The sequence below is a fragment of the Streptomyces sp. NPDC001787 genome, assembly GCF_040297465.1.
GTDB lineage: Bacteria > Actinomycetota > Actinomycetes > Streptomycetales > Streptomycetaceae > Streptomyces.
In genome coordinates this window covers 43,607-61,023 of the sequence record NZ_JBEOZE010000023.1, presented here as the reverse complement: position 1 = coordinate 61,023, position 17,417 = coordinate 43,607, and the positions used below count along the sequence as shown (strand labels likewise).

The 17,417-nt window shown below is 68.4% G+C and carries 15 protein-coding genes and 1 pseudogene; 9 read left to right on the top strand and 7 right to left on the bottom strand.

Going from position 1 to position 17,417, the window contains the following annotated elements; translation table 11 throughout:
• Positions 1-32: 32 nt before the first annotated feature.
• The gene (locus ABT170_RS27465) at positions 33-296 is read right to left on the bottom strand and encodes a nucleoside triphosphate pyrophosphohydrolase family protein (RefSeq protein WP_329947142.1); all 264 of its coding nucleotides are present in this window, start codon (positions 294-296) and stop codon (positions 33-35) included.
• A 533-nt stretch (positions 297-829) separates the two neighbouring features.
• Between ABT170_RS27465 and ABT170_RS27460 the strand changes: the two genes are divergently transcribed.
• From ABT170_RS27460 to rfbB, 8 genes are all read left to right on the top strand, one after another.
• Complete coding sequence (locus ABT170_RS27460) at positions 830-1,714, top strand: aminoglycoside phosphotransferase family protein (protein ID WP_351871736.1); 885 nt, start codon at positions 830-832, stop codon at positions 1,712-1,714.
• Positions 1,715-2,388: 674 nt separating this feature from the next.
• Positions 2,389-3,540, top strand: a complete 1,152-nt coding sequence (locus ABT170_RS27455; RefSeq protein WP_351871733.1) for a hypothetical protein — start codon at positions 2,389-2,391, stop codon at positions 3,538-3,540.
• A 102-nt stretch (positions 3,541-3,642) separates the two neighbouring features.
• Positions 3,643-4,761 (top strand): PLP-dependent aminotransferase family protein, encoded by a 1,119-nt coding sequence (locus ABT170_RS27450; protein WP_329947145.1) that lies wholly within the window; start codon positions 3,643-3,645, stop codon positions 4,759-4,761.
• Positions 4,758-5,705: an NAD-dependent epimerase/dehydratase family protein gene (locus ABT170_RS27445; RefSeq protein WP_351871730.1), complete on the top strand. Its 948-nt coding sequence runs from the start codon at positions 4,758-4,760 to the stop codon at positions 5,703-5,705. Before ABT170_RS27450 ends, ABT170_RS27445 begins: the two co-directional genes overlap by 4 nt.
• Entirely contained in the window at positions 5,702-7,090 is a 1,389-nt protein-coding gene (locus tag ABT170_RS27440; protein WP_351871727.1) for an NDP-hexose 2,3-dehydratase family protein, read from the top strand. The genes ABT170_RS27445 and ABT170_RS27440 overlap by 4 nt, the downstream gene beginning before the upstream one ends.
• A gap of 168 nt (positions 7,091-7,258) precedes the next feature.
• Positions 7,259-8,239 carry a Gfo/Idh/MocA family protein gene (locus ABT170_RS27435; protein ID WP_351871724.1) on the top strand — a complete coding sequence of 327 codons (981 nt, stop codon included), beginning with the start codon at positions 7,259-7,261 and terminating at the stop codon, positions 8,237-8,239.
• Between the two features lie 19 nt (positions 8,240-8,258).
• The gene (locus ABT170_RS27430) at positions 8,259-8,573 is read left to right on the top strand and encodes a hypothetical protein (protein WP_329947149.1); all 315 of its coding nucleotides are present in this window, start codon (positions 8,259-8,261) and stop codon (positions 8,571-8,573) included.
• On the top strand, positions 8,570-9,541 hold the full coding sequence (gene rfbB, locus ABT170_RS27425; protein ID WP_351871721.1) for a dTDP-glucose 4,6-dehydratase: 972 nt from the start codon (positions 8,570-8,572) through the stop codon (positions 9,539-9,541). Before ABT170_RS27430 ends, rfbB begins: the two co-directional genes overlap by 4 nt.
• A 329-nt stretch (positions 9,542-9,870) precedes the next feature.
• On the opposite strand, the gene ABT170_RS27420 is transcribed toward rfbB, so the two are convergent.
• From ABT170_RS27420 to ABT170_RS27410, 3 genes are all read right to left on the bottom strand, one after another.
• Positions 9,871-11,061 (bottom strand): class-II aminoacyl-tRNA synthetase family protein, encoded by a 1,191-nt coding sequence (locus ABT170_RS27420; RefSeq protein WP_351871719.1) that lies wholly within the window; start codon positions 11,059-11,061, stop codon positions 9,871-9,873.
• Between the two features lie 160 nt (positions 11,062-11,221).
• Positions 11,222-11,473, bottom strand: coding sequence for a phosphopantetheine-binding protein (locus tag ABT170_RS27415; protein WP_329947152.1), 252 nt, complete (start codon positions 11,471-11,473; stop codon positions 11,222-11,224).
• A 983-nt stretch (positions 11,474-12,456) separates the two neighbouring features.
• Entirely contained in the window at positions 12,457-12,732 is a 276-nt protein-coding gene (locus ABT170_RS27410) for a LuxR C-terminal-related transcriptional regulator (protein ID WP_266926492.1), read from the bottom strand.
• A gap of 588 nt (positions 12,733-13,320) precedes the next feature.
• Between ABT170_RS27410 and ABT170_RS27405 the strand changes: the two genes are divergently transcribed.
• Positions 13,321-14,325, top strand: a complete 1,005-nt coding sequence (locus tag ABT170_RS27405) for an ABC transporter ATP-binding protein (RefSeq protein WP_329947304.1) — start codon at positions 13,321-13,323, stop codon at positions 14,323-14,325.
• A gap of 97 nt (positions 14,326-14,422) precedes the next feature.
• Here ABT170_RS27405 and ABT170_RS27400 read toward each other — a convergent pair.
• The 3 genes and pseudogenes from ABT170_RS27400 to ABT170_RS27390 all read right to left on the bottom strand — a co-directional run.
• Positions 14,423-14,581: pseudogene (locus ABT170_RS27400) on the bottom strand (pirin family protein); the annotation flags it as partial.
• 889 nt (positions 14,582-15,470) lie between these two features.
• Positions 15,471-16,136, bottom strand: coding sequence for a response regulator transcription factor (locus ABT170_RS27395; RefSeq protein ID WP_329947153.1), 666 nt, complete (start codon positions 16,134-16,136; stop codon positions 15,471-15,473).
• 36 nt (positions 16,137-16,172) lie between these two features.
• Positions 16,173-17,345 carry a sensor histidine kinase gene (locus ABT170_RS27390; RefSeq protein WP_329947154.1) on the bottom strand — a complete coding sequence of 391 codons (1,173 nt, stop codon included), beginning with the start codon at positions 17,343-17,345 and terminating at the stop codon, positions 16,173-16,175.
• Positions 17,346-17,417: the final 72 nt, after the last annotated feature.

Sequence of the window (17,417 nt, the reverse complement as noted above, 5' to 3'; positions counted from 1 at the left end):
CCCTGTCTCTCGATCCGGACGTACCGCGTCTCTCAATCCGGACGTGCCGCGTTCTTGCCGACCTTCGTCCGGACGGCCTCCTGCAGATCGAGGCCGGCCATCTCGGCGATGCTCGTCGCGTAGAGGACGACGTCGGCGAGTTCCTCCCCGAAAAGATCCGTCCCCTTCCGCCATGAGGTGAAGGCCGCTGCCACCTTTTCCTGGAGCATGCAGAACTCCAGGGGCAGGTCGGTGGTGTTGTAACCCTTCAGCACCTTGTTGTCCCATGCGATTCGCTGCAGAGAATTGATGTCCAAGGTATTTCTCCCGGAGAGCGGACCTGCTCGTGCTGGTTGGAATACGAAGCGATACTCCTGCCGAGCAGTCACCGTGTCTAGTGGCCCATCGACCATGGAGCATCGGCCACGTCACCCCGACGACGGTGAATGGGTAGTGTCTGATCACCGGCCCCGTCCCGCATTCGATGCGGGCGCGGTGCCGGTCAGTACTCGTGTGCGAGATGCCAACGAGCTTGTTGATACGGTGACTTCGGGGCGGAACCCCCCTGGTCGCAGAGGAAGTGGCCGATGGGAGGGAAGGAATCCCGCCGCTCGACGGGGCACCGGGGACCCGGGTGCCGCGTCCGTGCGGCGGACGGCGTCGGGGCCTGTGCACGGCAGCCGGAGGCGCGGACCATGGCCGGCCGGCGGGCGGCGGCCCTTGTCCGGGCTCCGGCGCCGCGCACCTCCGGGGAACGCGGCGAATAGCGCCGACCGCCCTCGCCGACTCTCGCTCTCCGACCGCTGCCGGCTTTTCGATGCATGCCGATGAAATGATGGGAAGCTCCTCGATGGAAGAGTTGAAATTCGAGCAGGATCTGGTGCGCGCGCTGCTGCGGGATCAGCACCCGGATATCGCGGACCTTGAACTGCGTGACGTCAACGGGGGCTGGGACAATCAGCAGTTCCGTCTCGGGGAGGATCTGGCGGTGCGCATGCCGCGCACCGAGCGGGCACCGGCTCTGCTGCGCATGGAACAGACATGGCTTCCGGCGCTGGCCGAGCGCCTTCCGCTGCCGACGCCCGTCCCGGTGCGCGTCGGCGAACCCTCTCCCCTCTTCGAGCACACCTGGACCGTCGCGCGCTGGGTCCACGGCGAGCCGGCCGACTACACGCCGATCACCCGCATCGAGGCCGCGGAGGTCCTCGCGGGTTTCCTGCGGACGCTGCATCAGCAGGCTCCGGCCGACGCGCCGGCCAACCCGTCACGCGGCATCCCCCTGGCCGGACTGCCTCCCATCGACGACGTGTTCGAGGTCATCTCGGGCCACGAGGACGCCGACGCCGCGCGGGCGGTATGGGAGAAGGCCGTGGCGGCACCCGCCTGGCAGGGTGCGCCGCTCTGGCTGCACGGTGACCTGCATCCGGCGAACGTGGTCGTCCAGGACGGAACACTCGCCGGAGTGATCGACTTCGGCGAGCTGTGCGCGGGCGATCCGGCGACCGATCTGTCGGCCGCCTGGATCCTGTTGCCCGCCGGTGCGGCGGGCCGGTTCTTCGACGCCTACGAGAGCGCCGACGAAGCCACGGTCGCCCGTGCCCGGGGCTGGGCCGTCCTGCGCGCCCTCAACCTGATCGCGATCGGACGCAACGGCAGGCTCGGTCTGCCGGGGGGCAAGCCGACCTGGGAGCCGGCGGGCTACGCGACGCTCGAACGGGTCCTGGCGGCGGACTGACGGCGGGCTGACGGCGGCTGCGCACCGGGAACGGTCCGGGGCCGACCGGATTCCCGGCGCACGCCGTACACCGCACCACCCGTGAGCGGTGCGTCGTGGCGCACGACGAGCGGGCGGCGGCCTCCGGCGTTCGCGCGGAGACGGCCGGCCGCACCCGCCTCCGCACACGATGGCCGGATGCTCCCGCAGGCCCGCACCCGCGGCGCCGCCGAGATGAGTCGCCTGTCGCCGGGAATCGCGCCCGGGGCACCAGGGCCGCGGAGTCCGCCCGCTTCTTGGAGGCGTACGGGCCCGGCTCGTCGGCGCGGAGCACGCGTGCGGATCCCCGGCCACCGCGGGATCCCCCGTCGTCAGGGGCCAGGGGGCACTCCAAGGGTGCGGACCGGGCCCGTGCGCCCCACGGCCGAGGGCATCCGGCTGAACCTCCGGGCCCGGCCGGGCCGGGTGCCGGCCCACGCCGCGGCTCGGCACGGAGCCGGGCCGGCCGGCCCGCTCCCACGGCGGCACGGGAGGAAGCCGGTTCGCTCGCCCAGGAGTTCACCGGCGCGGCGCCCAGGCGCGCCGGACGCCGGGGCCGGCGGACCCGCAGGGAGCGGTCCCGTCCGCCGCTGTTTCACCGATGACCTGTCCCGCCATGCGGGTCGCCTGCGACCCCCGAGGAATCTGGAGGCCCCGTGCCCGAGCACACCATCGTCGTGGACGCCGGTTCGTACTCTCTGTCGGACAGGTCCATCGCCGGCGCGGGACAGCGCCTGGCCGAGATCACCCAGGTCCTCAGCCGGCACTTCCGCGTGTTCGTCATCGCTCCGCCCGCGGCGGATCCCGTGGATCTGGGTGAGGCCGAGCTCGTCGGGACCGGCCCGGACGCGGACCGGGCCGTCGCGGCGGCGAAGGCCGTCCTGTTCTTCGACACGGCCGACCGGGACCGGCTCGAACTGGCCGTCGCCCGGCGCAAACTGATCGTCGGCGAGTGCCGTGCGCCGATCGAGCAGATGGACTTCCCCTCACTCCTCGCGCACAGCGACCCGACCGGCGAGTACCAGCGCTATCTGGCCACGTACCAGCGGCAGATACAGGTCAGCCACCACTTCCTCTGCAGATCTCCGTCCGAGCGCACCGCGCTGCTCACGGTGCTGTGTGCCTTCGGAAGGCTCAGGCCGGCCGACATCATCCGCTCGCGGAGGCTGGACCATCTGGTCAGCACCGTGCCGGTCGGATTCAGCAGCGGCAGCATGCGGCTGGCCGACGCGGCCGGGGCGCGCCCCATGGCGGACTTCCTCTGGACGGGCGGGATGTGGGCGTTCTACGATCCGCTGACGCTTGTGCGGGCCATGCGTCTGCTGCGCGAGCGAGGCGTGGACGCGACCGCGGCGTTCCTGTACGCCAGGCCGATCGAGGACACTCGAACCACCATCGAGCGCGTCCGGAACGCCATCGACGAACTGGGTCTCAGCGGCAGTGTGCTGTTGAACGCGGAGCCGCCGGCCCTCTCCGAGCGGGACCAGTACGTCAAGGCGGCGAAGGCCTACGTCTGCATCACCAAGCCCGGTGCGGAGAACGAGACCGCCACGCGCCTTCGCCTGCGTGACACCTGGCTGCACGGCATTCCGAGCATCGTGGACGCCTTCGGCACATCGGGCGAGGTGGTCGCCCGCGAAGGGCTCGGCATCGCGCTGCACCGGCCGGACGCCGTGTCCCTGGCCGACGCGCTGCAACAGGTGGCCTGCGGCGAAGTCCCCGCTCCGGGCCGGCGGCTGGAGCGTCTGTACGACACCACACTGAGCGGCTTCGTGTCCTGGCTCGACGCCGAACTGGCCTCGGGATGACGGACGGCGGATCCGCGGCGCGGCGGCACGCGGCGCGGGATCCGGATCCCGGGGCACCTCGCCCGCCCGACCTGATGAATCACTGCGACTAGGAGCCAGAGCATGGAGTACGGGGATCTCGGCGTCTCTCCCATAGTGAGCGCCCAGGCGAACTCGACACCGCTGGGCGGATGCACCCTCAGCCCCGGTGTGATCGCGGCGATGAGCGACGCGGCCAGGCATCACGTCGACATGGACAGACTGGCGCGGGCCGCCGGTGAGTACCTGGCGAAGGCCACCGGCAGCGAGGACGCCTGGCCGGTTCTCGGGGCCGCCGCCGGTATGGCGGTGTGTGTGGCAGCCTGCGTGGCCGGCACCGACCTGCCACGTATCCAGCGGCTGCCGGACGCCGGCGGGCAGCCGGCCGACGTCGTGCTGCAGAAGGGCCATTCCATCAGCTACGGCGGGGCTCCGATCAGCCAGATGATCGCGCTCGGCGGCGGCCGGACGGTCGAGGTGGGGTCCGTCAACGAGACCCTTCCCGCCCACGTCGCCGGAGCCGTGGGCCCGCGGACCGCGGCTCTGGTGTACGTGACTTCGCACACGCACGCCGTCCATCGCCGGCAGGTGCCGCTCGCCGACCTGGTCGCGATCGGCCGGGAGCACGGCGTGCCGGTGATCGTGGACGCCGCGGGTGAGGAGGACATCAGCCGCTGGCCGGCCAGCGGCGCCGACCTGGTGATCTACAGCGGTCCCAAGGCGCTGGGCGCTCCGACCTCCGGGTTCGTGTGCGGGCGGGCCGATCTGATCGAGGCCTGCCGGGCGCAGTACGCGGGCATCGCCCGGCCGATGAAGGTGGGGAAGGAGAACCTCATGGGGTTGCTCCAGGCGGTGAAGGAGTTCACGGCGACGACGCCGCAGGAGCGGGCCGCGGCGCAGTACGCCAGGATGAGCAGGGTCGCCGCCCGGCTGGACGGGCTTCCGGGCCTCTCCGCGACGGTCATCGCGGACGAATCGGGGCGGGCCATCCACCGGGTGCTGCTGACCGTCGACCCGGCCGGGGCCGGACGGGATGCCCGGACCCTCGCAGGGGAAGCGGCGCAGGGCACCCCCGCCGTCCATCTCCGTGACTTCAAGATGCACCAGGGCCGGCTCGAAGTGGATCCGCGCGCACTCGACGAGGACGGCGAGGAGACGGTGGTGGCCCGCCTGACCGGTCTGCTGACGGGCGACGCCGGATGAACGCGGGTGCGGCGGCGCCGCGTATCGCGGTCATCGGCGCCGGATTCCTGGGCAGCGCCCTGGCGCGCGGGGCGCCTCGTCGTGATCTCGCGGTCACGGTGATCGGCCGCTCCGATCCCTATGGGCTCGGGGACAGCGCTTCCCCCTCCGGTGCCGTGTTCGTGCCCGGTTACGGGGCGGAGCGACTCCCGGAGGTGCTCCGCTCCGGCGTGGATGTGGTCGTCATCGCCGCCGGCGGTCGTTTCCCGGTGCCCTCCGGCAGCGAGCCGGCCGAGGATGTGATCGGAACCCTTTCGCTCGTCATCCCCGTCTGCGAGCTGGTCCGCGCCGAGAGCCCCGGGACGGCGGTGGTGCTCCTCTCGTCCGCCGGCGGCGTCTACGCCGTGGGGACGGAACGCAAGCGGGAGTCGGAGACCGCCGAGCCCACGTCGCCGTACGGGATGTCACGGCTGACCGCCGAGCAGTACCTGGCGTACTACGGCAGGGTGCACGGGCTGCGGACCTGCGCGCTCCGGTGCAGCAACGTCTACGGACGTCTCCTGCCGCGGACGCGGGGGCAGAACGTCGTCTCGGCGGCGTTCCGGAGCGCCCTCACCTCGACGCCGTTCACGCTGCACGGGGGTGGACGGCAGATCAGGGACTTCCTCCATGTGGACGACTTCGTGCGGGGGACCCTGGATCTGCTCACCGGGCATCGGCAGCTGCCGCGAATCGTCAATGTGGGCACCGGCGTCGGGCACTCGGTGGCCGAAGTGATCAGCGCGGTCGAGGCGGCGACGGACTCCGTCGTACCGATCGTCCCCGGTGCCGCCGCGATCACGGACCGGGGCCGGCTCGTGGTGGACACGGCGCTGCTGCGGTCACTGATCGACTTCGAGCCGCTCGGCCTGGCCGCCGGGGTGGCGCTCATGGCCCGTGAAGTGGCAGAGGAGGCAGCGGCGTGACACCCGAGGCATGCGGGGCCGAGGACTTCCTCGCGTCGGCGATGGTGCCGGGTTCCCCCCTCACCCCTGACGCGAGTGCCTTCCTCGACGAACGGCACCGGTCCGCTTCGTACGAGGTGGAGCGGGTGCCGCTGGCCGCCCTCCCGCAATGGCGGCTGGGCGAGCGGCTCGGGCATGTGTCGGGCCGGTTCTTCGGGGTCGAGGGACTGTCCGTGCGTACGGACTTCGGGCCTGTTCCGCAGTGGTGCCAGCCGATCATCGTCCAGCCCGAGATCGGCATCCTGGGCATCCTCGCCAAGCGTTTCGACGGTGTGCTGCATTTCCTCATGCAGGCGAAGATGGAGCCCGGCAACAGCTCGTTCGTCCAGTACGCGGCGACGGTCCAGGCGACACCGAGCAACTACCAGCGCGTGCACGGCGGCAGGTCCACCCCGTACCTGGACTACTTCATGCAGGGCACGCGACGCCGGGTGCTCTTCGACCAGCTGCTGTCCGAGCATGCCTCGTGGTACCTGTTCAAGCGGAACCGGAACATGATCGTCGAAGTGCGTGAGGACGAGGAGGTACCGGTCGAGGAGGATTTCGCCTGGCTCACCCTGGGGCAGCTGCGCGATCAGCTCGGACTCGGCAATCGCGTCAACATGAACGCCCGTACGGTACTTTCCGGAATCTCCTACGGAACTCCCGGGAGCGGCCGGCCCTCGCCGAAGTCACTGCGCGGCGGGTTCCGCTCCGACGTGCTGGAGTCGCACCGGACGCCGGGCTCGGCCGTCGACCTCTCCGGTGTCTCGACCTGGCTCATCGACCAGAAGGCGAGGTTCAGCCTCGACGCCAGACGGATCGGCCTGCGGGAGATGGACGGGTGGATCTGCGACGACGACAGCATCCGCCATCGTGACGGCCGCCATTTCGAGATCATCGGCGTGTCGGTCAGGGCGACCAGCCGTGAGGTCGGCGCGTGGTGGCAGCCGATGCTCGAACCGTGTGCCGGCAACGTCGTGGCCCTGATCTGCCAGCGGCGTGCCGGGGTACTGCGGTTCCTCGCCCAGGCCATGGTGCAGCCGGGTCTGACGGACCGGCTCGAACTCGGTCCGTCGGTCCAGTTCGTCCCCGGCGCGTACCGCGGGCCGCAGGACCACCCGCCGCTGACCGAGTATCTCCGAGCACCCGAGTCCTGGATCCGGCTGCGGACCGTCCAGTCGGAGGACGGCGGCCGCTTCTCCCGGGCGGACACCCTGCACGTCGTGATCCAGCTTCCCGAGGATCACGAGATCGAAGTCCCGGACAACTACCGGTGGATGACCCTCGGTCTGCTCAACCGCATGAACCGGCTCGGGTACCACCTCAACGTCGAGGTGCGAAGCCTCGCCGCATGCCTGCTGTGACGGCCGGCGCACCTGGAGCGGGCGGACCGGTGCCCGGACGGCGTCGCGCCCAGGGTCTGCCGTCCGCCGGTCCCCGGCGGCAGCACGTCCCGCAACCGCACGAGTCCCGCGCCGGATGCCCGTCCGGGAGCGGCATCCGACTCCCCGACCGAGAGCCGTGAGAGTGAGATGGACTTCCTCCTGATAGGTATGTCTAGGTTCGCCGGGCGCCGCGTTCTGCCGGCCGCGGCGGCCATGAGCGGAATCGATTCGATCGACATCGCCAGCGCGCACGCCGACGCCGAATCGGTCGGACGGCTCGCGAAGCCGGGACGCCTCCACCGCGACTGGCGGGTGGCGTTGGACACCGCCCGACCAGGCCTGGTCTACGTGTCGCTGGTGAACGGCGAGCACGCGGCAGCGGTGCGGCACGCCCTGAAGGCCGGTCACCACGTCGTGGTCGACAAACCCGGCCTGCTGGACGTGGACACGGCCCGAGAGATGGTGTCGCTGGCCCGGTCCTCGTCCCTGGTTCTCGCGGAGGCGGTGTGCTACAGCTTCCATCCGGTGTACGCGGAGGTCAGGTCGATCGCCGAGCGTCTCGGCGGGACCACCCAGGCGGTCGCGGTCTTCACGCCGCCGGTTCCCCCGGGCGACTTCCGCTACGACCGCTCCCGGGGAGGCGGCGCCTTCCTCGATACCGGCCCCTATATGGCGTCCCTGGGCAGGGTGCTCTGGCAGGCCGAACCCGAGCAGGTGAACGTGCTGGTGAGCCGGCGCACCGAGGACGGCCTGGAGACCGCGTACAGCGTGCTGGCGGGCTATCCGGGCGGCAGGACGGCCATCGGGCACTTCGGATTCACGACCGTCTACCAGAACACGCTGCGGCTGCTGGGCGGTGGCTGCGCCATCGACTTCGAGCGCCCGTTCTCGCTGCCCCCGGAGACTCAGGGCAGTATTCACGTCCACTCCGGGGAGCGGCAGTACGTCCATGAGGTGGCCCGTGCCGACAGCATGCGGCTCTTCCTGACCCGGGTTCTGGAAGCCGTGCGGACGGGATCGCGGGAGTTCGACGCCCCGTTGCTGAGCGACGCCCGAACCCTCGGCCGCATCGTCGCGGCCGGGTCGTCCGCCGATCCCGCCCCCCGACCGTTCAGCGTCGGCCCGTGACCAGCCAGGGAGCATGAACATGAAAACGCTCGTACTGTCCGGAGGCATGGGTTCCCGGCTGCGCCCGCGCGCCGATCGGATGCCCCGGCGGCTCGTCCCCCTCGCCGGCGACCCGGTGCTGACCCGTTGTCCCACGCCAGTGGGTGACCGCGCCCCCCTGCGACGTGCCGGGACCGAGCGGAGCGTCGTCCAGGACGGGGCGCGTCCGATCGGCTCGGGCGGCGTCCAGGACCGTCCAGCCGGCCCTGAGGCGACGATCACCGAGAGGGCCTCCGGTGCGCCGGACTCCGTCCTGACGGCCGGTGACCACGCGCGGACGGCGGTCGGCACATGAGAATCCTGGTCACCGGCGCCGCCGGGTTCATCGGATCGAACTACGTACGGGAACTGCTGGGCGGCAGTTACGCGGGATACGAAACCGCCCGCGTCACGGCACTGGACTGCCTCACATACGCCGGCAACCTGGCCAACCTGCCCACGGGCCACCCGCGTCTGGAAGTCGTACGGGCCGACGTCCGCTCCAGGAACGCGCTGCTCGATGTGCTCCCCGGGCACGACGCGGTCGTGCACTTCGCCGCCGAATCGCATGTGGACCGGTCCGTGGCCGATGCCGCGCCGTTCTTCAGCACCAACGTGCTGGGGACGCAGAACCTGCTGGACTGCTGCCTGGCCACAGGGGTTTCGCGAGTGGTGCACATCTCGACGGACGAGGTCTACGGCTCCATCGCCGAGGGTTCCTGGGACGAGGCACAGCCGCTGCTGCCCAACTCGCCCTACGCCGCCTCGAAGGCCGCCTCGGACCTGGTGGCCAGGAGCTACTGGCGGACCCACGGGGTGGACGTCAGCATCACCCGCTGCGCGAACAACTACGGCCCCTACCAGTACGTGGAGAAGGCCATCCCGCGCTTCGTCTCCAGCCTGCTGGACGGAGGCACCGTTCCGCTCTACGGCGACGGGAGGAACGTACGGGAGTGGCTGCATGTGACGGATCACTGCCGGGCTGTGCAACTGGTCCTGGAGAAGGGCCGCGCCGGCGGAATCTACAACGTCAGCGGCGAAACGGAGTTGACGAACCTTCAGCTCGTCGGCCATCTCCTGGAGCTGTTCGGTGTCGGCCCGGAGCGGATCCGGTGGGTCGCGGACCGCAAGGGGCACGACCTGCGCTACTCGCTGGACGACGGCCTGATCCGCGAGGAGCTGGGCTACCGGCCGAAGGTGGGCTTCCGTCAGGGACTCGCCGAGGTCGTGGAGTGGTACCGGGACCACCGGGACTGGTGGGAGCCGGGGAAGCACTCCGCGTAGGGCACCCGGGCCGGTACGGTCACCACCGACGGGCCGCGGCGGACTCCGATGTTCAGCGGCCCCGCGCGGCGGAGCCGGATCGAGGCGCCGGCCGCGCGAAAGTGGCTGCGTTCAGGAGGCGTTGGCGATCCGAAGCGCCGCAGGGCCGGTGCGGTCCGTCCTTCCTTTCCGTGCGGACCCGGTGTGCCTGTCGTCAGCCGCGGGCCCGGGTCCTCAACGGTCGGTGTCCCGAGCAGAGGATCCTCTCGCGCATGCGTGATGGCCGGGCGGCCGGAGACCATTGCCGGGCCCCGGCTGCCCGACCACCGCGCGGGATCTCGTACACGGCCTCAGAGACCGAGGGATCTCCGGACGGATGCGGGCCAGTCGCCCAGCTCGGGCCCGTACTGGCAGAAGAAGGAATAGGCAAACCGTTCCAGACCGAAACCCACACACGCGGAACTCGCGGTGGTGCCGCCGGCCAGCGTGATCTTGAACGCCTCTCCGAACAGCGTGCCATGCGCGTTGAACGACGCCACGGAGACGGTGCGCCCCGCCGCGACGGGAAGCCGCAACTCGTACTTGAGTCCGCTCAGCCGCTGCGCGAGCATCCGCCGGGGGTTCCGTCCGTCCCCGAAGAACGGATCATTGGCTCCTTCGACATGGCCGGGCAGACCCAGTTCGTCGATGAGCTCGCACGATGCTTCGAGGAAGGACTGCCGAAGGTCGGCAACCTCTTTGCCCTCACCGAAGAAGACCATCTCCCGGATGGTGAAGTCCCACAGCCGCTCCACGGAGCGGCTGTACCGCGACTCGTGACGGAACGACTTTCCGCGCGAGGTCACCGCGGTTCCACCGGAACCCAGCTCTTCCCCGTGGAATTGCTGATAGGTGTGGAAGCACATGGTCGGCGGCAGGCAGTACCCAGAATGCTCGCCGTGCCTGGCCAGGCGGGCGCCGACGTCTTCCGCGCCTTCCTCTCCCACCACAAACTCACTGTACGTATCCACATCGGCGTGGAGACGTTGGGCAGACATGAGGAACTGGGGAAACGAGTCGAGATAGCCGCCACGCTGAAGGGTCTCCGTGGAAATAAGCGTGGGGTACAGCTGCTCCCTTGCGCCGAACCTTCCGACGGCAAGGCTACGGATACGTTCGTCAAGGGCATGGAGCGTGGCGGTGAAGAGCCCGCTGGAGGCAATCAGCCCCTGCCCCATCTCGTGGACCAGGCCGAGCGCGAGGAGCTGATCATAGACATCACCATCAGCGAACCTCTCGGAATGGGGCGAGCTCCAAACACGCTCCGTATGGGTGATCCGCTGGGGAAGAACATCCCGATCATTGATGAGGTTCACCTTGCGTGCGAGATCCACCGTTTCGACCTCGTCGGCAGTGGTCACCTCCACGGCGACCACACACTGCTCCTTCTCGATGAGCCGGAATGATTCAATGTCCGACGACGCATAATAGATGCGCTTCGCAAGTTCGTCACCGTGCGAGAGCGGCAGCGGAGAATCGAGCCGCAATTGATGTGTACGCATAACCTCTGCCTTCACTGGATCAGACCACGCCGTGATCCGTCATCGACGAGAACGCCGGAACCCCTGCACGGACCGTCGATCACAAGACGACGGATCACGGGTTGGGGTATGGGTCACGGAGCCGAGGATGGACAGGCCGACATTCTCGTGAATCCTTCCCCTACGCCTTGCGCAGTTGCCCGATCGTCGACCACAGAGAGCGAGGTGATTCGACGGTCTTGATCGTGAGCCCCTCGGCGGGGACCGTCACATCGAACGCCCCCTCAAGATCCAGCAGCAACCCGACCGCATTGAGCGAATCAAGGCCGAGACTGACCAGATCGGAATCAGGAAGAAGTCTTTCACCATCGCCGAGGTGCGGCAGATATGAACGTACGAGATTTTCGAACTCTTCGGGCCAATCAGCGTCCATGATCTTCCTCATTCTTGGGTAGGCCGCGATCCGGGAAGCTCCATCGTCCGGACCTCTTCGGCGTCGCGTCGTCGAGAAAAGCTCAAAGCCGTGCAGACACTTCATCCGAGTGCCACCCGTCCGGTGGGCCTGGTTCAGGGGCGAGGCAGCGGCGACGGGGCCGGCCGGCCGCCGTGCGAGTCGGCGGGGCGCGTACGCCGGAGCAGACGGAGCCCGCAGGCGTTCGTGGTCACGGCTGCTCCCGACGCAACCGATCACGGAAGCCATGGGCGCGGCCGTCGCCGACGACGGCATTCACGGGCTGTGGCGCGGCTGCCCGGAGCAGTGGGGAACGCCCGGGATTCGGCGGTCGCCGACGGCCACGCCGCGGTGCGCACGAGCAGGAATCCCCACCGCTCCCCGGCCGCTCGCGCGGTACCGCGCCACGGACCGCGCCGTTCGTACGCCGCCGGGGAATCCGCCGGCCACCGAGACGGGCCGAGGACACCCTGCACCTCAGGCGTGCACCGGAACCGGACAGAGCCGTCCGACGCTCAAACAGCACGGCCGACGAACCCGCGAGGACGGGGCATGCGAGCCGCCCGCGAACTCCCGCACCGAAGAGGCGGATCTTCGCGGAGCAATGCGGGATCCTCCGAATCGAGCGGGAATACCGGCGTCCCTGCGGTCGGCGGAACCAGGCCGGCCCGACACGACAGGGAACTCCCACACCGACAGGACAAGCACCGCGCACAGCAGCCCTTGCCCCGATACGAGGTGGCTCCCGGCCGACGCTGTGCGCCTTCGCGCCTTCACCTTTACGCCTTCGCACCGAACGGCTTTACCCGGCACCTGGCAGAAACCCGCGGAAAGATGTCACGAGTCCACCCGAACTCGATCCGTTCCTGTCGAATTCCAGCCATTACCCGCACCGATTCCCCGCACGCCTTCCTACGCCGGACCCGGGCTCCCACGAGCGCCCCGAGAAAACCAATCGGCCCACTTCACGAGCGCTCCTGAGCAGTCGCCTCAAATCTTGCCTCTGCGGCAATCACAGCGGCTTCGACCCGCGAACCGACCCTGAGTTTCAGGAGAATGCGAGCAACATGCTCCCTGGAGGTTCTCTCCGATATTCCCAGTACAGTACCAATTTTTCGATTCGTCATGCCCTTGGTCACGAGATGCAACACCTCAAGCTCACGCTTGCTCAGAGGATCCAAAGCCGCCGAGGGCTTAATCGACTGTTCGCTCGTGCTCCCTGGTTCATCCCGGAAAGCCATGACACTCCTCAACTAACACACCTCGACAGCATCAAACATCCGCATTAGGACACAAGGGGCAAGTTTCGCTCGCCACTGCCGCGTAAGCGCTTACAAAGCTAATGGATCACGGAACAGCTGTCTACGCCATCCACCTGTGGCCCAGAGAATCGGACCCGCCGATGAGTCCGATTTGCTGCGCTATAGCAGGCAATTGGTTCCGTGGTTCCCGGGCACCTACGCCCGCACATCGCGCGCGTCCGCCCATGACCCGCCGGGAGAGTCCCGGCACGTTTCCGCAGCTCGTCCGCCGGTCAGACGCACACGAAAGGGCCGCGGCCACCGTGCGCCCGTCCGGCGCGGACAACGAATCGTGGCGCAGGCCCGGATGCCTCCGGCCGGGAATCCACACCCATGGCCACTCCGGCCGGGTATCGTGCCCGCGGAGACGCACCGTAACGATCGGCGCTCCCGGTACGGGCGCGGTTCACGGCGGCCTATACCTTCACAGGTGACGGCGGACACGATCACGTCTCTCACCAAGCACGGCTCCATGGCCGGAAGTAGCACCGTTGACCGTCGCCACCCTGTTCGCCCAGACTATTGATCATGTCGATCATTCGGGTAACCGGGCTGGTGAAGGAGTTTCGCGGGCCCAAACGGTTCACTGGAGCATTTGGCGGAATACGGACCCTGCTGACGCGGGAGTACGTGAGCAAACTCGCCGTCGACGGCGTGGGGTTCACCATCGATGAGGGTGAGGTGGTCGGCTACCTCGGCCCGAACGGCGCCGGGAAGTCCACAACCATCAAGATCCTCACAGGAGTTCTGCATCCCACGGCCGGCCACGTCGAGGTCGCCGGTGTCGTGCCGTGGCGCGACCGGGAGCGCAACGCCCGCAATATCGGCGTCGTCTTCGGTCAGCGCAGCCAGTTGTGGTGGGACCTGCCGTTGCGGGATTCACTCGATCTGATCGGCAAGTTGTACGGGGTCGAACGTTCCCGTCATCGTGCCAACACCGCACGCTTCACCGAACTGCTCGGCCTCGGCCCCTTCCTCGACACCCCCGTGCGCCAGCTGTCCCTGGGACAGCGGATGCTCGGCGATCTCGCCGCCGCCATGCTGCCGGAACCTCGCATCCTCTTCCTGGACGAGCCGACCATCGGCCTGGATGTCGTCGCCAAGGAGCGCATTCGCGAGTTCATCGGCGTCCTCAATCACGAGGAGGGTGTAACGGCGATCCTGACCACGCACGACCTGGACGACGTCGAGCAGTTGTGCCGTCGCATTGTGCTCATCGATGACGGAAAGGTCCTCTACGACGGCGATGTGAACACACTCAAGACGCGCTACGCCCCGCACCGGCAGCTGGTGGTGCAACTGGCCGAAAACCATCCGTGGCAGGGGATCGCACTGGACGGCGTGCTCCAGGACCCGCCCGACGCCAGGACCGACTCGGTCACCCTGCGCTTCGACCCGGAGCAGAACCAGGTCTCCGACCTGATCAGCGCGGTCCTGGCCAGGCATGCGGTCACCGACCTGTCCATCATCGAACCCGAGCTGGAAGGCGTGGTCCGCACGATCTATTCAGCCCGCGAGGCTCACGCGGGCTGAAGGAGGACGGCGAAGCCGCCGCAGTGCCTCACTCCCCGACAGAGGAACGACACGAGTACCGGCACGCGCGACTCAGCCCATGGGGCGTCACGGCGGGTCAGCGCACCCTGCCCCTGGCCCTCAGGCGGATCGCCGGGAGTTCCGGGGCCGGGATCGGAGGGCCGTCGTAGCCCCTCACCTCAACGAAACGGGTCCCGTTCATCCAGTCCTCGCGGGCCTGCTCGATGTCCGCCCGGGAACGTCCGATCCAGTTCCAGCTGCGCTCTGCGCAACGGCGAGGCTGCCGCGGTCAGCAGGTCAACCAGTCGACCAAGGCATACGGCCGTCTCAAGCACCGCAAGGTCGGCGAGTACCGCGACGTCCCGCTTCCCTTGCGGACCGGAACCACCATCGAGTGTGACGTGCCGGCGGCGGCTGCCAGGCGGGTACCGACATCGACCGCCAGGCTCGTGTCGGCTTGGTCTCGACAACTCTTGACGCGGGCACACTGCGCGAGAAGTCATCTGCCGCCGCGACGCCGACCGGACGGCGCGTGTTCTCCAGCAGATCCCTGGGCGTCGCATCGCCCAACTCCCGGACGTCCAGGTCGAAGCGCTCCTACTGGGGATGGCGGACATACTGAGCGATGAGGGCGGGATTCTCTCTGGGCCGATTGAACTACTGCGCGCGTATGGTCAGGAAGACGGTACGACTCATACCGCTGCCCTGTCTGCCTGGCTGGATGGCCTGGCTGTCCGCCGCGGCCTCGCTCGCGGGCATGGTGGCGTCCACCGAGAACCCGCCGGACCGCGTACCTTTCCGGTGTGCGGGCCTCGGAGCTGTGCCAGGTCCGGCTGGGCGAGTTGTTCTGGGACCAGGGGCAGGGGGGCGGTTCCTGGTGAAGGGCGAGGGCGAGGAGATCCGGGGTCTGTTCCCCGACGACCCGTCCGCCCCGCACCCGCCGCTGCTCCCGTCCGAGCGGTTGACGACGGCGCTTGTCGACGTGGCGGTGTCGCCGGCGATCCACCTGGACACCTTCCGGCGGGCGCTGAGGGAGTCGTCGCCGGGAGTGTCCGACGGGGCGCCGAAGGGACCAGGAACCTGCGGCACCGGCGCGGGGCTCACGGAGCTGTGGGGGCTGCTGGACGGTGCCCGGGAGCCAGTCCTCAGTTGTATTCGAACCAGGCCAGAATGGCCTTGACGCGTCGGTTGTCCTCGTCGGGAGGCATGCCGAGCTTCACGAAGACGTTCGCCACATGCTTGCTCACGGCAGCGCCGGAAAGGAACAGCTCCGTCGCGATTTCTGCGTTGGAGCGCCCTTCGGCCATGTGGGCGAGTACTTCCCTTTCACGAGCGGTGAGCCGGGCGAGCGGCCCCTGCGGCGAGTCCGCGCGGGTGACGTGGCGAACAACCTCGGGGTCGATCACGACGCCACCTGCGGAGACCGTCTCGACAGCTCGCAGGAAGTCGGCGACTCTGCCCACCTTCTCCTTGAGCAGGTACCCGACGGCTCCGTCGGCACCCGGGCCGTTCAGAAGCTCCCTCACATAGGGACCCGTGACATAGGCGGAGAGAACCAGCACGGGCAGGTCCCGGTGCCGGGAGCGCAGATCGATCGCGGCACGCAGTCCGTCGTCGGTGTTCTGGGGAGGCATGCGGACATCCGTGATCACCATGTTCGGGGCGGCTCCGGCATGCACCAGCTCGTCGACTGCGGCAACCAGTTCGTCGGCGTCCTCGCATTCGCGGATGACATCATGAGCGTGGGAGGTCAAAATTTCCCGGATGCCGGCCCTTATCAGCACGCTGTCATCTGCCAGAACAATTCTCATGACCCCCCTCCCCGGGGAACGTCCTTCTTCAATTTATCACCATGGGGGTTGGCTGGGAGCGGACGCCACAACCAGCGTCCCACCACCCGGTGGGCTGAGAATTTCGAGATTCCCGCCGACACTTCGCATTCGCTCGCGCAGTCCGGCGAGCCCGGAGCCCGCATTGATTCTCGCACCGCCGACACCATCGTCGTGCACACGCACGTGTACGTCGGTCGTGGCGCATCGTAGGTCGACCCGAGCGCTTCCCACACCTGCGTGTTTCGAGATGTTCGTCAGGGCTTCGGACACCGTGAAGTATACGGCGGTCGCAGTCGGTGACGAAAGCTGGGCGTCATCGCCGGTGCTGTTCAATTCGACCCGCAAAGGTGATCGCGCGGCCAGCTCTCGGACGGCGGCGATGAGACCGAGGTCGCTCAGTTCACGGGGATGGATGTCGCGCACCGTGTCCCTCAGCCGTTCGAGTGCACGCTCCGCGTGAGACTGGGCCTGGCGTGCCAGCCGCACGATTCGTTCCTGGTCGGCGGCTGCGGCCGTGGCCGTGGCTTCCAGCATCCCGAGACGCATGACGACGGCGACGAGTTCCTGTTGGGCGCCGTCGTGCAGATCGCGTTCGATGCGCTGTCGCTCGAATTCGAAGGCCGCGGTCAGCGAAGCCCGACTGGTCCGGAGCTCCTCCAGTTTCGCGAGCAGATCCGGGTCCCGGCTTCCGGAGAAGGTGCGCAGGAGAAGGTCGCGGAGAAATGATGTGCCGGTCAGTACGGCAGTGGTGACCGCGGCGAGAGCGATGCCCGCGGGCATCGCCAGGAGGGTTTCCCTGACGGATTCAGGGGTGAATGGACCGACCTGCGCGGCGATACCGAAGAGCCAGAAGACGGGGGAGAACACCAGAGCGGCAGCGCCGATGAATCCGAAGAAGGCCACCAGCAGTGACAGCGCGGACAGGAGCACGGCGGCCACGAAAACCGGGAGGTCGGTGCGCCACATTGACCGTGAACGCAGCCGGAATGCCACCCACTGGGCCCAGCTGTGGTCTGAGGGTTTCAGCGGCATCGTCTCGACGCCGCACCACCGGGCTCTCGAACGGTCCGTCTCCGCCACCACCGGGGCCGAGACCGGCGCAACGAGAATGGAAAGCAGCAGAATCGGAATAGCCATTGCCGCGATGCATTCCGTCAGCACCCTCCGGGCAATACGAATCTGCGCCATGCCCGCCATTGTCGCATACTGTGGATCGCGTAAAAGGTAGACCTAGGTCTACCTTTAACCAGTGCAGGCACC

What these genes read in the sequence shown, in the direction of transcription:
- ABT170_RS27390 (WP_329947154.1), bottom strand. Translation starts at nt 17,345, where the DNA reads ATGGCGCAGATTCGTATTGCCCGGAGGGTGCTGACGGAATGCATCGCG.
- ABT170_RS27435 (WP_351871724.1), top strand. Translation starts at nt 7,259, where the DNA reads ATGGACTTCCTCCTGATAGGTATGTCTAGGTTCGCCGGGCGCCGCGTT.
- ABT170_RS27460 (WP_351871736.1), top strand. Translation starts at nt 830, where the DNA reads ATGGAAGAGTTGAAATTCGAGCAGGATCTGGTGCGCGCGCTGCTGCGG.
- ABT170_RS27420 (WP_351871719.1), bottom strand. Translation starts at nt 11,061, where the DNA reads ATGCGTACACATCAATTGCGGCTCGATTCTCCGCTGCCGCTCTCGCAC.
- ABT170_RS27415 (WP_329947152.1), bottom strand. Translation starts at nt 11,473, where the DNA reads ATGGACGCTGATTGGCCCGAAGAGTTCGAAAATCTCGTACGTTCATAT.
- ABT170_RS27410 (WP_266926492.1), bottom strand. Translation starts at nt 12,732, where the DNA reads ATGGCTTTCCGGGATGAACCAGGGAGCACGAGCGAACAGTCGATTAAG.
- ABT170_RS27445 (WP_351871730.1), top strand. Translation starts at nt 4,758, where the DNA reads ATGAACGCGGGTGCGGCGGCGCCGCGTATCGCGGTCATCGGCGCCGGA.
- ABT170_RS27450 (WP_329947145.1), top strand. Translation starts at nt 3,643, where the DNA reads ATGGAGTACGGGGATCTCGGCGTCTCTCCCATAGTGAGCGCCCAGGCG.
- ABT170_RS27395 (WP_329947153.1), bottom strand. Translation starts at nt 16,136, where the DNA reads ATGAGAATTGTTCTGGCAGATGACAGCGTGCTGATAAGGGCCGGCATC.
- ABT170_RS27430 (WP_329947149.1), top strand. Translation starts at nt 8,259, where the DNA reads ATGAAAACGCTCGTACTGTCCGGAGGCATGGGTTCCCGGCTGCGCCCG.
- rfbB (WP_351871721.1), top strand. Translation starts at nt 8,570, where the DNA reads ATGAGAATCCTGGTCACCGGCGCCGCCGGGTTCATCGGATCGAACTAC.
- ABT170_RS27405 (WP_329947304.1), top strand. Translation starts at nt 13,321, where the DNA reads ATGTCGATCATTCGGGTAACCGGGCTGGTGAAGGAGTTTCGCGGGCCC.